This window comes from Catenulispora sp. EB89 (assembly GCF_041261445.1).
GTDB lineage: Bacteria > Actinomycetota > Actinomycetes > Streptomycetales > Catenulisporaceae > Catenulispora.
In genome coordinates this window covers 1-15206 of sequence record NZ_JBGCCU010000057.1, presented here as the reverse complement: position 1 = coordinate 15206, position 15206 = coordinate 1, and the positions used below count along the sequence as shown (strand labels likewise).

Here is a 15206-nt window from a genome sequence, read left to right as displayed (position 1 = left end):
CGTCGCTGTCTCGAAGAACAGGAACACGCGCTCAACCTGGTTCCGAAACAGCATCAGAGCCTTGATAGCCTTCTGGGGTTAAACGGCAAGCTAAGAGCAACGCACTGCAACCAGGGTTGCCGCGGCCCGGCTCCCGCAGCTGGCGTAGCCTTCCGCACCCCACCTTAATCGCGTGCCGCCTCCGGAGGCCGCGGTTGGGATGCAGTGTGGGAGGATTCTCAGTGAGGGACGCGCGGTCGGCGGGTGTGCTCCCTTATCGTCGGGTTTCATGGGGAAGCTGGGGTTGGGCCGGGCGGTGCCGTTTACAGGGGTATAGCCGATGTTTGGGGACGGACTCGGGATGCATGCACGGCGGTGCCGGGCACCATGGGCAACGTCCTGGAGGGCGCAGTGACGGGCCGGCCGCTGCGCAGGCATCGACTCCAAAAAGGAGACCGGCGAGCGGTTCCTGAGGGGCGCTGCATGCAGACGCGCGGGAGCAGGCCACTGATGGCGGCGTCTTCCGGCGCCAACCGCTCACGCGTACCCGTGCGGCCGTGTTACCGGCCAGGCGTAGTCGCCGCCGTCATCACGCTTTATGGCCAGTAACAACTGTCCGCAGCATACACACCTGGGTTACTCCGTGCAGCCACGCACAAGCTCCAGATTCATCGCGCTGCCAGCTCGCGAAGCGGTAGTGGATCATCGGCCGCCACATATCGGAAACTCTGCGGAGGCTGAAAGACACCGCTCTTCCGCAAGTGATAGAGGTGCAGTGGCTCATCGAGTTCGCAGATGGTGGTCAGGTGCAGGAGATATGCCTGATCGGCCCCGTCGAGGTACCCATCAAACTCTTCCTTTGTCAGACCCAACCGCGCGCGATGCCGCTTCCACGCCACCTCAGGAGCAGCGACGTCGACGGTTCGCAGCTTTGCCGTGCCGACGATCGCCATCGTCGGCGCTGACGAGTACAAAACAACTCTGGTGCCAGCACCGGCGGCAACAGGTCGTCGCCTAAGCTCCACCGTTTTGGAGCCCTCAAGGATCGCTTCTGCGAAGCGAGGACGCAGAGACAGAAGGAGCACACGATCAGTCACGATTGGCTCTGGCCTGCCCGGTAGATGGCGCTGAAATACTCAGCCGAGATCCGTACCGGTCCCTGCGGAGTTGCCTGCTCCCGGTACCGCTTTGAAAGTTCGCGCAATTCTCGAAGCCCCACGGGTTGCGGCAGGATCTCCGTGTTCGTGAACACCAGCGCTTGCACCTGTCCTTCATGGGCCGCTGCGATGACCTGTTGTTCGTTCCACACGCCCAGGTGCCGAAACCGGCTGTGCAGCTCTTGAGGTACGCCAGTCACGATAGCGTCAAGCTGCGAACAGGCAATCACGCCTGGACTCTGCAAACGGGTCTGCCCGCCAGCGCTCATGTACCACAGCAAACGAGACGGTGCTGCCGGTCGTGGTCCACGAGGGCTTCGGTAGTAAACATGCTCCCGGCTCAGGCCTAACTGGTCGTTACGGCCGTCGAGCGTCTCTGGAACCCCGAGCAAGTCGTTCGAAAAGACCTGCTTTATGGGGATGAGATACGAGGGCAGCGCGCTGTCGACGACCTTGGCGGGCCACCAAACGCGCTCGATCTCGGCAGCGGCGACGGATGGCATGGCTGATCGTAGCAATGGCGGCTCACTCAGACCTGCGTAACGCGCAGCAAGGATTGCTCGATGGCTGAGTTCCTCTGCGGTTCCACAAACGTTGAGAGAGTGGGCAACCAGCCCTCCATCCACCGGCTGGAATCCATCTTCGAGAGCCGCCAACCGGAGCGAACGGCTTGCGTAGCTGTCGACCAGCCGAATCGTCGAGACAGCGTTGCCTCTTGCCATCTGACGGAGGAGGAAGATTGTCTGGCGCGCCAGAGTCTCGCCGAGCCGCACAGGGGCTACACGCGCTAGTGGGACAAGCAACTCGTCGCCGCACGCGTAGGCACAGTACACGGCCGCCAAGTGCCCAGCTGCGTCGACGATACCGATCCGCTCGTGCTGGTCGCGTGCCAGCGATTCCATTAAGTCCTGGAACGCCTTGGGCTTCTCACCATCTCCCACTAGGTGCATAGCCCGAGCCGCATCGCCAGCGCCAAGCAAGCGGGAGTTCCACGCTGTGCCAAGTAGCCCGGCCGGGCGATAAGCCTCCGCCCGAACCAACTCATCGAGATGCGTGATGACGTCAACGGGGAGCATGATCCGCAAACCGTACAGACGCTCGCACGCCGCACCCAACGTCCTGATCATCCGACGATCGCTGGTGATGAGCACGTTCAATCCGGCAGCGATCGCGTCACACACATGCCGAAGGTCAAACTCATCCTGCCTCGTCAGCGGGTACCCAGGCGACGCCCGAGCGATTGCTGCGATGATCGCAGCCCTGGCCTCGCCAGCAGCAGCTGTGCTGCTTCGCACAGCCGCCATGTTGCGAATGCTTTTGGTGCACTGCGCTCGCAGCGCGCTCTCAATGGTGTCGATCTCTGCGTTCAGAGCAGGGGTGCGAATCAACTCCAGCCTGTCGATGATCTGGTCATCCAACAGGGCCTGAACATCGAGGGTGTCCTGACGCTGTGGGCCAGCCAGAGCGCGCACCACATTCAAGTCCACCGCAGCGCGCACGAGCACCAGCTCCTCTTGGCGGCTTAGCAGGTTCAGGTGCCCGTGGTCCCGCCACCAAATCACCAGAATGTGCCCATCATCACTTCGACCAAGCCGCTCGCCGATCTGGCTGAAGCCCAAGCTCACCCACATTTCACCCAAGCCATAGCTGTGGCGGCAACTCGCCTTGATCCCCGGGTAGCCCGCCCGTTCGTCGACAATATGTTCGACAAGTCTGCGGCCGATGCCAAGCCCGCGGTAATCGGGCCTGACGCACAGGTGGGCCAATCGCACGTGGTCGCGCGTAAGGCCGTAGAGCGCGTAACCGACGATCTCTTCGCCATCTCGCGCCAGAAGCAGACAGCCCTTGTGCGCAGCCTCTCTGTAGGCGGCGAACGGAAGATGTCCCAGGGTGTCGCGCGCCGCGTTGCCGATCAGCACGGCGGCGTCTACCTCAGCAGCACCATCTCGCCGTGCCGACGCAATCGTTATGGTCTGCGAAGTGGGTTGCTGCGACTCACTAGACATGCGCGCATTGTCGTACCCTCGTTCCCGGCTGTGAAGGCTCCGGCTGAGACCGAACAATCGTCGAAGCACGCTCGACGCTCTACACCTGGTTGGTGGTTGCGCTCGATCGGGTCATCTAGGTTCAACTAGCGCGCTTAGATCTGCACGGACGTTCACATGGTCGCGTCATAACACTGGCCTGATGAGCGACAGACGGATTTGTCAAATTCGAGCGCCAGCCGGGCAAACGCGGCGTCGGAGCCCGCGCCGCCGCCGACAGACAGGCCCAGCCGGAGGGATCTGCATCTGCCCAAGACACCATGAGGCGCGATAGCCGCTGAGGACGGAGAGCCCGAAGCTAGCTTCACCAAATGCAGCGGCGTTGGGCGGGACGCGCTCGACAGCGCCAAGCCGAATCCGTCCTGGGGTGGTGTTCACGAGCAGCCAATGACTCAGGGCACGTATGCCAGTGTGGGGATGCTCTACTACCGAGACGAACGGTTGCACTGCGTCTCGATCGACGCGCTCCGGCGTACACAAATGTTCGCGGACGGTGTCGCACTCGCCGGGAGATCCCGTCCGAGTTGACGAAGTGGCTTGAGGACCGCGCCGAGGTGCGCGAGATCTACACAGAACTCGACGTTGTTCACCGGATACCGCAGTCACTGTCGGCCGACGAGCCTCATTGTCGCAGTGCGGCCGCTGGGCTCGACCGGTCAGCCGTCGTCCTGGTTCAGGTCCTCGCCGGCACTCGACCGCCACAAGGCAATCGTGGCGGCTGCGTGCAGCGCGAGTGCTGCATCGCGCTTGGAGACATACTGCATGAGCCCGTGCAGTGCCCGGTTACGCAGATTCACACTCAAAGGAGCGGCCAGCAACATCGTGAGATAGATCCGCTCGGCCTCAGGCACGAACCCCTTAAGCCCAGAAAGCAGCTCTCCAAGGCCGATAAAACTTCCCAAGCCGCTTCGGGAGACACCTGGCTCTGTATAGACGACCAAGCCGAGATTCATTGAAGCCGAACGAAGCGCCGCCTCCAAGCGGGGGAGGGTGCATAGCAGAGTCTCTTCGTAGCGGCCCGCAGCAAAGTGACCGAAGGCACGTACGAGGCCCTCGGACAGCGCTTCGTCGAACAAGCCGCCCGCCAGAAATTCAGCGATTGCTTCGGGCGACGTTCGGGCATCAGCAGTAACCCGGCTAAGGATCTCGGCTGCGAACTGGCCCCAAATGGAGATGCGGTGCGTGTGGTGATCGAGAACGGCTTGGGCGAAACGGTCGTCATCCCCAGAGATGATCTTGATGGGGAGCCCTTGCTCGTTCAGCTTGATGTGCGTCGCCAAATAGTAGAACGGCGCTTCCTTCATCGCGGCACGGACATGCTCGGCAACTGCATCCCGGTCTTGCTCAACGGGACAGTAGTTCCCGAGCTTATTGAGCCATAGGAGCGGATCGTCTCCCTCGAGGAACCAACGAACGAAGGCCTCGGCCAGCTCGAACGGGATGTCCACTCCTGCGGAAAACTCGCGCAGCCCGAGGTCGCCCCGACTGAGTTCCTGCAGGTGCAGGAGCAGGCGCTGCGTCTCCTCACGTAGGCCTACGGTACGGGCCATCGCCAGTGCCTGCTCCAAGTGACGAATCGCGGCCAGCGGCTCGGCGCCCCGCGCGGCTTGCTCCCACGATTCCACGATCTCAGCGGCAACAGCTCGGCGTGCTTCGGCATCCGCCCCGCTCAGCTTCAGGCGAATCTGCATGACGGCATCGAAGATGAAGGGATCGGCGCTGAACGCCACGCCTGCGTTGTCTACGAGGTCAGCCAACTCCGGGTGGCGTTCATTGACTGGCAGCGCAGCCAGCCGAGTGAGCAGCCTAAGAACGGACCCCGGTGCCGGCTGGGGATCCGCAAGGATCTGCGTAGCCGTCGAAACGATTTCTGTGACGGTCTCGATTACCTGCGGCTTCATCCCCGCCTCGGTGGTGAGGTCGAGCGCCCGTGTCAAACACTCCGTTCTGTCCACTTCCGCAATACCCGGGTAGGTCCACAGCGCACGGAACGCCTGGTGCGCGGCCCGAGCATGCAGATAGTGCTTCGGGCCGAACCGCCGCAGCCACAGGAGATCGGCAAGCCGTGAGACCGCCAGAGGGTACGCAACAAGAAGCTCAAGGGCATCGGCCCAGGCCAGCAACGTCGACTCCGTCGCCTCACCCGCCGACTCAGGGTGACTATGACCACCAATCTCAAACATCGGTGCATAGACCCGCGCCGCGGCGTCCTTGAGATCCGGACGCGATGTCTGCTGGTACTGCAGTGCGCTGACGAGGCATGCTACGTGGGCCGGCGGCTCGGGCCCAACGAGGACGATCATGCGCGCAGCCGTATCGTACGAATCCAGGCCCTCGTCAAGAGCCTGCTTCAATGCGCTGACCGTCTCTTCGTCCCACTCATACGTAAGTGCCATACCTGCGCCCTCGTTGCAGCTGCCCCCAGCGGGCGGCGTCGGTGGACGCTACGCCGTTTTGCGTGCCGCGCTCCGGTCATTTTGTACGCACGGAATCTGCTTCATCTCGCGCGAATGGATTCAACTCGAGGCCACCGTAGCCTGCGCCTACCGAGCGTTGCACTTCGCCGCAGGCTCGTAGCGCCAGTCGCATTGCCCACAACCGGCTTGGTTGACAGCCGCAGGCGGCACCTTGAAACTACGGCTGGAATCAAGATCCTAAACAGCGTTCCCGGCCGCGATGGCCTCCAGCCGACCGCAGCAGGTGCCGAATACATACGCTACGCCCGCGCCGCACTCGAACAGATATACCGAAACGGGCCAGCTCGGCCCGCCTGATCAACCTTGGATGACGATGGTGTGGCGGCCTCGTCGGAACGCTGTTGAGAATCGTTGAAAATGCTCGTGCTCGCTCACCTGCCGCGCATCGAACGAGCTGGCGATTCAGAGCTAGATCACTCCAGCAGCCGGCGACACTTCGTCAGGGCTTCCGATAGCTGCCGCCCCTTCGGACCTGGTAGCGACGTCAAGGCTCGGCGAAGCCTACCCGTAGGGCTCGGCCTTGACGCCGCTGGCAGGTCCGGACACTCACCTGTCGGGAATCCTGGCGAACCAACATGGCGCGCGAGCAACTCACCTAGATTTTCGGCGAGTGCAATCAACGCCCGGTACTTGGCGTCCCACAGCGGGGCCAGGGCCCGTATCCGACGCCATAGGCCAGAGCGACCAGAAACGCGGCCCCGCCGGCGGAAGCGAGCCGCTGAAGGCTGCCACGCAGGTGTTCGGGTCGGTGGTGGGTTTGGGCATGCTGAAGGACACCCCGTTGTAGGCTCCTCGTGGGGTGATCGTGTCTTCCATCCCTTGGGGGGGTTGGTCGTGGAGAAGTTTCTGGCGGCGCTGCAACGCCGACTCGAGAGTTACGTCAACTACCACGACGCGTCCGGGATACTCGCTGATGAGGCGCTGGAGGATGCCGTTCGTCTGCTTAGAGTCGCTGGGACGCCCGCCGACGACGGTCACGACTTACCGTTCAGCGAGTGGATCACAGCGGTCAACGCGGTTGCGTGGCTGTACTGGTACCGCTCCTTGGAGCTTCCCGATGAGGACGAGCTGAGGTATAAGGACCGTAGCCTCGCAGTGGAGCTCTTCAGCATTGTAAGCGCGGTGGATCCAACGCTGGTCCCTGATGAGCTGCGTGGGGACGATGCCCCTGCGACGGCCGCCCGTGACTACGGCCCGCAGGGATGGGCCGAGCAGGCCGTCACCCTTCTCACCGAGGGTCGACACTTCGACGATCCGTCCGCCCTCGACCTCGCTATTCGCTTGCTGCGCAAGGCCGTGGAACCAGACTTCGGTCACCCCGACTGGCCGTTGTGGCTGTCTGATCTCTGCAGCGCTCTTCGCATGCGGTTCGAACGAACAGGGGATGTGGCCGACATCGACGCGGCGATCGTTGCGGGACGACAGGCGGTCGCGGCGACCGTCATCGAGCATCCCGACCGTGCAGGGCTGCTGACCGACCTCGGACGAGCGCAGTTGGCCCGCTTCGATTCCCTGAACACCATGTCTGACCTCGATGACGCTGTGGACGCGAGCCTGGCCGCGGCCGAGTGCACTCCTGTCGAAGATGCGAAAAGGCCTGGCAGGATGAACAGTCTCAGTGTGGTGCTGCAGACCCGGTTCGAATGGACCGGGGACGTGGCTGACATCGACATGGCCCTAAGCGCTGCGCGAGAGGCGGTCGTGGGCGCCTCAGGCGAAGGCCCGAGCCGGGCGGGGTATCTGTCCACGTTGGGCCTTGCGCTGCACAGACGCTACATCTGCTTCCGTGACGTTGCGGACTTGTCCTCGGCTATCACTGCTACTCAAACCGGCGTTGAGGCCGCTCCTGTCGGTGATTCCGTCCAGACTATCTGTCTGAACAACCTTGGCGACATGCTACGGATGCGGTTTGAGCACCTCGGCGATCCTTCCGATCTAGATGCCGCAGTCACTGCACTGCAACAGGTGGTTGGCCCCGATCCCACTACCTCTGTCGACCTAACAGCCTTGTCTAATCTCTGCATAGCTCTGCGAGTACGGTTCGAACGCTTCGGGGATGTGGCTGACATCGATGGGGCGACCGCCATCGGCCGACGGGCGATAGCGGTCACGCCCGCGGACCATGTCAGGCGCGCGGAATATCTGTCCAACCTCTGCCTTGCGCTGCTATCTCGGTTCGAGCATGTCGGTGATGCGGCCGATATCGACGCGGCGGTCGCCGCCATCCGGGAAGCACTCGCGGTTGGCGTTTCAGGCCTTCCGGACCAGGCTGACCGGCCTTGGTACCTGTCCATGCTCAGCGGCACGTTGCGGGAACGCTTCCAGAGACTGGGGAGAGTGACCGACCTTGACGAAGCGATCACGGTCATCAGGGAAGCTATCGCAGCCACCGAGCATCACCCGCGACCGGCTTTCTTGCACAATCTCAACCTTGCGTTGCAAGCCCGGTTTGAGCGAGACGGGGAATTGGCCGATATAGATGCCGCCGTCAACGCGGGACAAGCCGCCGTAAGTGCAACCCCGACGGGCCACTACGAACGGCCGGGGTGCCTGTCCAGTCTCGGTACCGCGCTGTGGGCAAGGTTCACTCACGGTGGAGAACCGGACGATCTGGACGCGGCTGTCGCTGCTTGCAGGCAGGCGGTCGAGGCCACGCTCGCCGGGGACCTAGACCGGGCGTTGCACCTATCTATGTACGGCATCACGTTGCACCGACGGTTCAGGCTGGTGGGCGACCAAGAAGACTTGGACGCCGCGATCACGGCCGAACGCGATGCGATCGAGGCCACGCCGGCGATTCATCCAGACCGGGCTTTGTACCTGTCAAACCACACCGCGTCGCTGATTGATCGATTCAAACTCACCCGGGACGTGGCCGACATTGATGCTGCGGTCGCCACTGGTCAGGAAGCGATCGCTGCCGTACGTACCGATCACCCTTTCCGGGGGAGGTTCTTGTTAGTCGCTGGTGACGCGTTGGAGGCCAGGTTCGAGCACACTAAGGATCCGGCCGATGCGGATGCAGCGCTCGGGGCTTGGCGGGAAGCGACCACGATAACAACCGCACCGGCGCAGGTCCGGATACAGACTGGTCGGGCATGGGGACGCTTGGCCGCGATGCTCGGGCGGTGGCCTGATGCAGCCGACGGCTACGCGCGAGCGGTGGAGTTCCTGCCGCTGTTGGCGTGGCTCGGGGCGGGCCGACGCAGCCGGGAACGGCTACTGACCAGCGAGGGCAGTGCCCTGGCCGCCGACGCCGCTGCCTGTGCGATCGCGGCGGGGCAGCCCGAAAGGGCGATCGAACTGCTCGAGCAGGGCCGGGCGGTGCTGTGGTCGCAAATGCTCGAGACTCGAACCGATCTGACCGCCCTGCGCCTAGCCCACCCCGATCTGGCTGCGCGCCTGGACAGGCTACGCGCCCAACTAGACGGGACGGCTGCCACACCGCATACGCCGTCTTTTCCTCACAACGTCGACGCTCGTATCGCCTCTGCACGGCAGTGGAGCGCCCTTCTCGACCAGGTACGCGAACTGAGTGGCTTCCATGACTTCGCGCGCCTGCCAGCACTGACGCAGCTACGCGAGGCGGCCGCCGGCGGCACCGTCGTGATGATCAACATCAGTGGGTGGCGCTGCGATGCGCTTCTCGTCAGTGAGGTCGGCGTTAACGTCAAAGAACTGCCCGACCTGACCCAGGCCGCCACCGTCGAACGCGTGAACACCTACCTGGACGCGCTGCGGGAGTTCCAGTCTTCCTCAGAAGACCCGGCAACCGCCCGCGACGTGATGGAGCGAGAAATCGCCGCCACCCTCGAATGGCTGTGGGAATCCATCGCCGAACCGGTACTGGACGCTCTAGGTCACCACCGTCTTCCTGCCGACGACCAGTGGCCAAGGCTCTGGTGGTGCCCGATGGGCCCGCTCGCCATCCTTCCGTTGCACGCGGCCGGATATCACAGTGAACCTGGTCATCACAGCGTGCTCGACCGGGTCATCTCGTCCTACACGCCAACTCTCCGGGCCCTGTCCGCCGCCCGTTCCCGGCCGCAACCCACCTCACCAGGACGGCTACTGCTCATCGCCCAGCCTTACACTCCCGGTGCGCCGCCATTGCCTGCCGCCAGGCTCGAACAAGGCTTCCTCGCCAGCCAGTTCGATGACACGCAGCTCACCCTGCTCACCGATGTGGATGCAACCCACGCTGGCATCCGCAACAAGCTCGCCACGCACGCCCAGGTGCATGCAGCATGCCACGGTCACCAGGACCTACACGACCCCACCAGCGGCGGGCTGCTGCCTCACGACTGGAACAGAGCCGGACTTCTCAGTGTGCTCGACCTCGCAGCATCCGAACACGCTGGCGGCGAGTTCGCATTCCTCTCCGCCTGCAAGAGCGCCACCGGCGGAATTACCATCATGGACGAGGCCGTCAACCTCGCCGCAGCCTTGCACTACGCAGGCTGGCGCCATGTCATCGGGACGCTCTGGTCAGTATGGGACGCCGACGCCGCCTTCATCACCCGCGATACATACCAGCACCTCGTCAATGAATCCGGTCTCGACCCAAACCGCAGTGCCGAGGCTCTTCACCACGCACTTCGCGGTCACCGCGAACGGCCCAATCACCGCGCCCAACCCAGCCGGTGGGCGCCTTTTCTCCACATCGGCCCCTGATATAGGAGTCTGCGTGCGTCAGTCGTAGTCCTGGATCCCGTGCCAACCGACGATCACGGACCGATGTGGAGAAATGGCGCCCACCGGCTCGGCTCGTGGTCGTAACGATCGCGCCGGCGGTATTCGCGCAATGTGTGGTGAAGTGCTTCAGCAGCGGCGGACAGAGCACCGTTGACTCCCGCGGGCTGAGTAGTGCTCTTGCTAAGCCGCTGGTACACACCTTTCGTGATCCGGGCGGAATCGGCGTCCCATACTGACCAGAGGGTCCCGATGACATGGCGCCAGCCTGCGTAGTGCAAGGCTGCGGCGAGGTTGACAGCCTCATCAATCGCAGCGACGCCGCCGGTGGCGCTCTTGCAGGCCGATAGGAACGCGAACTCACCGCCTTCGTGTTGCGCGGCGGCCACATCCAGGATGCTGACGGCCCCGGCACTACGCCAGTCGTAGGGCAGCAGCCCGCCGCTGGTCGGATCACTCAGGTTCTGGTCGCCGTGACAGGACGCGTGCACCCACGGATGCGCGGCGAGTTCGCGGACGACGGCGGCGTGCGTGGCGCCTGCACCTTCGAGCAGGGTAAGTTCGGCATCATCGAACCGACTGGTCAAGACAGCCTTCTCGCCCTCTACAGCGGGTAGTGGCAGGGCTCCTGGGGTGTCGGGCAAAGCAATCAGGAGTAGGCGTCCTCGCAATGTGGACCGTGGCCTGGTTCGGGCGTTGGCCAAGGCTCGGAGGGTAGGCGTATACGAGGAGATGACCCGGTCGAGCACGCTGCGGTTACCGGGCTTGCCGTGATATCCGGCAGCGTGGAGAGGCACGACGGTCAACGGGCCGGTCGGACACCACCAGAGCCTCGGCCACCGCTGGCCGCTCGCGGGAAGATGACGGTGGCCAAGGGCGTCCAGCACAGGGCCGGTGATCGCATCCCAAAGCCATTCAAGCATTGATACCGTGGCATGTTCCATCGCATCGCGGTCGGCGCCCTCCTCGGCTCCGGCTAACTGGAACGCCTGCAGAGCTCCCAGGTAGGTGTTCACGCAACCAACTGTGATCTCCCGGGTCAGGCCTGGTAGCGACTTAATATCGACTTTGTCCTGTTTGATCAGCAGCGCGTCGCAGCGCCATCGGCTGATGTTGATCATCGCGACGGTGCCGTCGGCGGCGGCAGCGCGCAGCTGCTCTACTACCGGAGGACGCGCGAAGTCGTAGAATCCGGGAAGCGCTCGCGCCTGATCGAGCAGGGCATTCCACCGGCGGGCGGCTTCGATCCTGTTGTCGACGGTGGGTGCCGTGTTGCTGACGGAGCTGTGAACCTCCCAGGTCTCGGCGGTCGCGGCGGGACCATCGAGTTGGGCGCGCACCTGGTCCAGTGACGCAGCCAGTTCCGGATGCGCTTCGTGCAGCGCCGTCAATTCGGTGCGGGTCTCCAGCATTTGCGACCACATAACTCCGCGGCCCTGTTCGAGCAGTTCAACTGCCCGGTCCGGCTGCCCGGCCGCGATCGCGCACGCCGCGGCGTCGCTGGCAAGTCCGTCGCGGGCAGAAAGCAATTGCTCACGGCTGCGACGGCCCGCGCCGAGCCACGCGAGCAGCGGCAGTAGTTGCACTGCCTCGGCATATCCGTCCGTTGCAGCCTGCCATTCGCCCAACGTTGCCGACAGGTCGCCCCAGGCTCGGGCCGCTTCGATACGGACATCTATCGGTGCCGTTGCGACCGAGGTGGCTTGCCGCCACAGGGTGAGTGCGTCCCGTGCATCCGACGCGTCGCCGGTTGCCAGGAACCGGGAGTGTAGCGCGAGCCCAGCGCCGTACTGGAATCGGCCGCGGTACGGATGGTCGGCGGGCGTCGCCGCGATTGCCAGCCGGCTGACCTCGATCGCCGCCTCGATGTCGGCCGGGTCCCCGGTGACGAGGAATCTGGTGCGCAGCGTGCTACCGAGGTTGAACATGTACGTCGCGCGGCTTTGATGGTCGGGCCCGACCAGATCGATTGCGGCGCGCCCAGCAGCGACCGCATCGTGTAGATCAATGATGTCGCCGCGCACAGAGAACCTGTCACCAAGGGCGGTGTCGTACATAGACAGGCACAGTGCCCGGTCTGGGTGATCGGCGGCGGCTGACTCGACCGATTCGCGGTGTGCGGTGATCGCCTCGTCGAGATCGGCTGGGTCCCCGGTCCGGTGAAACCGGGTGCGCAGGTCGGTACCGAGGCCGGACAGGTAGAGCGGCCGTTCCGGGTTGTCGGCCTTGGCTTCAGCGACCGCTATGCGCCCCGCGGCCACGGCCGCATCGATGTCGGCAAGTTCCCCGTCCCGCTCAAAGCGCACGTACAGCGCGAACGACAGGTTGTGCTGAAGCGTCGCGTCACGAGGTGCCCCGGCAGCGGCCTGCCTACCGGTCGCTACTGCCGCATCCAGATCAGAGACGTCACCTGTGCGACCAAAGCGGGTCAGCAGTGCACCGCTCAAACAGGACAGCGCGCGGGGCCGTCTCGCATGATCGGGGGCGATGGCCTTTACGGCCCGCCGGCCGACGGTGATAGCTTCGTCGATATCTGCCGTGTCGCCAGTCAGCTCGAAGCGGGCGATCAGCGCCACAGCAAGCACGTATAGACGCGTGCCTAGACTCGGATGGTCGACCGCAGTCGCCGCAGCAACCTGTCGACCGACGGCAACGGCGTCGTTGATATCCGCGACGGCTCCGAGGCGGTCAAAACGGGCGCGTAAGACTCGACAGAGGTCGGAGAGCATCGACGCGCGCTGGGGATGGTCTACAGGCAGAATCTCGAGCGCTTCGTGCAATGCGCTAACAGCGAGGTCCAGATCGGCGACCGTGTTGAATTGCTCGAACCTGAAGCGCAACATCTCGGCATAGTTGGAGAGCAGAATCGGGAGAGACTGGTGCCCAGCAGGCGTGGCCGTGACTGCTTCCCTGTGGGAGGTCACCGCGCCGTCAATGTCCGCGGGATCCCTTGACTGCCCATACCGCATCGCCAGCGCGGTCCCCAAGGTAGAGAGGAACCCCGGGCGCTCGGGGTGATCAGCGGGAGCGGAAGCGACGGCGGCCCGGCCGGCCGTGACAGCTTCCTCGATGTCGGGCGTATTGGCGTATCGCTCTGCACAGATCTGCAGCGAGGCACTCAGATTGCTCATCCGGCGGCCGTAACTGGGGTCTGCAACACCCGTGGCCGCAGTCGCCGACCGGTGCGCTCTGTTTGCGGCGTCGATGTCGGCCGGGTCGTCTGTACGCTCGAACCGAGCTTGGTGTGCCAAGCCGAGGTTGGTCAAGTACAGCCCGCGCTTGGGATGACCTGCGGTCAGCGCTGCCGCCTCCTGCAGGACGCTGACGGCGGCGTCGATGTCGGCTATGTCATCCAGAAATTCGAATCGGCTTTGCAGCGCGTTGCCTAGCGCGCTCAGCACACCAGCCCGGAATGGATCATCGGCGCGAACCGTCGCAGCGGCCTCCTGCGCGGCGGCAACTGAGGCCTCCAGGTCAGCAGCGTCGCTCAGCCGCTTTAAGCGCACGCGGTGCGCGATGCTTAGATTCGTCAACCAGCCGGCGCGGTTGGGATGATCAACTGGCGCTGCAGCGACCACTCGACGCAGCAGTCCGATGGCCTGGTCCAAGGCAGGCGGGTCGTCGAGCCGCTGTGCTTGCTCTAGAAGCTTTGCGGCTCGATCCGCCCACACCACCGGCAAGAGGTCTTTCGAGATTGCGTCGTCGGCAAGCCGGAGCTGTTCGGGGACTTGCGTCGGATCGACTCCGGCAATTGCCGTGAACAAGTCGGCGGCGATCCGACGGTCGCCCGCTCCCCGCTTTCCGGACAGTTCCAGGGCGCGGTTCCAGTGCAGCCAGGCCACGGCGCTGACTACTGTCAGCGGAACCGACCCGCCGTCGGGCGCATCCGCCCCAGCCGAGCCCATCAGGGCCTTGGCCTCGGACAGCGCCTCGTCGGCAAGGATCGCGGATACGTCACCGTGGCGCGTGTAGGCTTCGAGCCGTCGGTTCAGCGATGCGAGACGCTCTTGCACATCGGCACGCATATTCCAACCAGACTCCGAGAATCAAACGATCAGTGCCCTTACTCGTGATGCTCAGACGCCACTCCCGGCACGTCTTCGAGCGTTGACGCGAGCAGCGCCTCCAACACAGCCGTGTCAATTAGGGGCGGCGCTCCAGAAACCGTACGCCGGGCCACGACCCGCACCTCGAGCCGCTGATCCCCGTTTCGGGCGGACAGGTCGAGGACGAGTTCGCTGCCTTCGGGCGCCGCGGTGCGGTGGGTCATCCAGGAGCGCACGCTCCCGATGAACTCAGCGACCTTGTCCTTCGCTACCAGGATGGTCACCACGTTCACCGCGATCGCGCTCGCGGCCAGGGCCTCTTCGAGGGCGCCACGCATACCGGCGATGTCGAAGCCTTCGAGTGCGAGCTCGCCGGCCAGTTCGGGCGGCGCCTGTACATACCAGATGTCCCGTTGCATGTCCGACACTGTAGTGTCTAGGTGTTTGACTGCGCGGGGCAAACACAGTCGGCGGCCAACACGTCATCAGCACTCTGTGATCCATCAACAACCGCGGCGCTACCCAACTCGTCGCCGACTACTACGTACGCCTCACCAACTATGGGATCACGCCACCGCAAACCGACCGCAGCGCCCACACTCTGGACCACGCCGCGCAGCGCATGCGCTCCGGGCAACTCAACAGCCCCACCCTCTGTAGCCGCCAGCACCTACGCTGGCACGCTGCCGCAATAATCCAACCCCCACTCCGCCTGAGCTTGCCGTTTAACCCCAGAAGGCTATCAAGGCTCTGATGCTGTTTCGGAACCAGGTTGAGCTTGCCGTTTAACCCCAGAAGGCTATCAAGGCT

Annotated in this window: 6 protein-coding genes; 1 reads left to right on the top strand and 5 read right to left on the bottom strand. The window is 64.0% G+C overall.

Annotated features, from left to right (window positions below):
• Positions 1-647: 647 nt before the first annotated feature.
• From ABH920_RS49905 to ABH920_RS49895, 3 genes are all read right to left on the bottom strand, one after another.
• On the bottom strand, positions 648-1076 hold the full coding sequence (locus ABH920_RS49905) for a hypothetical protein (RefSeq protein WP_370356943.1): 429 nt from the start codon (positions 1074-1076) through the stop codon (positions 648-650).
• A complete protein-coding gene (locus ABH920_RS49900) occupies positions 1073-3142 on the bottom strand; it encodes a GNAT family N-acetyltransferase (protein WP_370356941.1) in 2070 nt (689 codons plus the stop codon). The genes ABH920_RS49905 and ABH920_RS49900 overlap by 4 nt, the downstream gene beginning before the upstream one ends.
• A gap of 695 nt (positions 3143-3837) precedes the next feature.
• Positions 3838-5577: a hypothetical protein gene (locus tag ABH920_RS49895; protein WP_370356939.1), complete on the bottom strand. Its 1740-nt coding sequence runs from the start codon at positions 5575-5577 to the stop codon at positions 3838-3840.
• A 915-nt stretch (positions 5578-6492) separates the two neighbouring features.
• Between ABH920_RS49895 and ABH920_RS49890 the strand changes: the two genes are divergently transcribed.
• Positions 6493-10332: a CHAT domain-containing protein gene (locus ABH920_RS49890; protein ID WP_370356937.1), complete on the top strand. Its 3840-nt coding sequence runs from the start codon at positions 6493-6495 to the stop codon at positions 10330-10332.
• A gap of 53 nt (positions 10333-10385) precedes the next feature.
• Here ABH920_RS49890 and ABH920_RS49885 read toward each other — a convergent pair whose 3' ends face one another.
• Positions 10386-14375 (bottom strand): CHAT domain-containing protein, encoded by a 3990-nt coding sequence (locus tag ABH920_RS49885; protein WP_370356935.1) that lies wholly within the window; start codon positions 14373-14375, stop codon positions 10386-10388.
• Between the two features lie 38 nt (positions 14376-14413).
• Entirely contained in the window at positions 14414-14815 is a 402-nt protein-coding gene (locus tag ABH920_RS49880) for a hypothetical protein (protein WP_370356933.1), read from the bottom strand.
• Positions 14816-15206 lie beyond the last annotated feature (391 nt).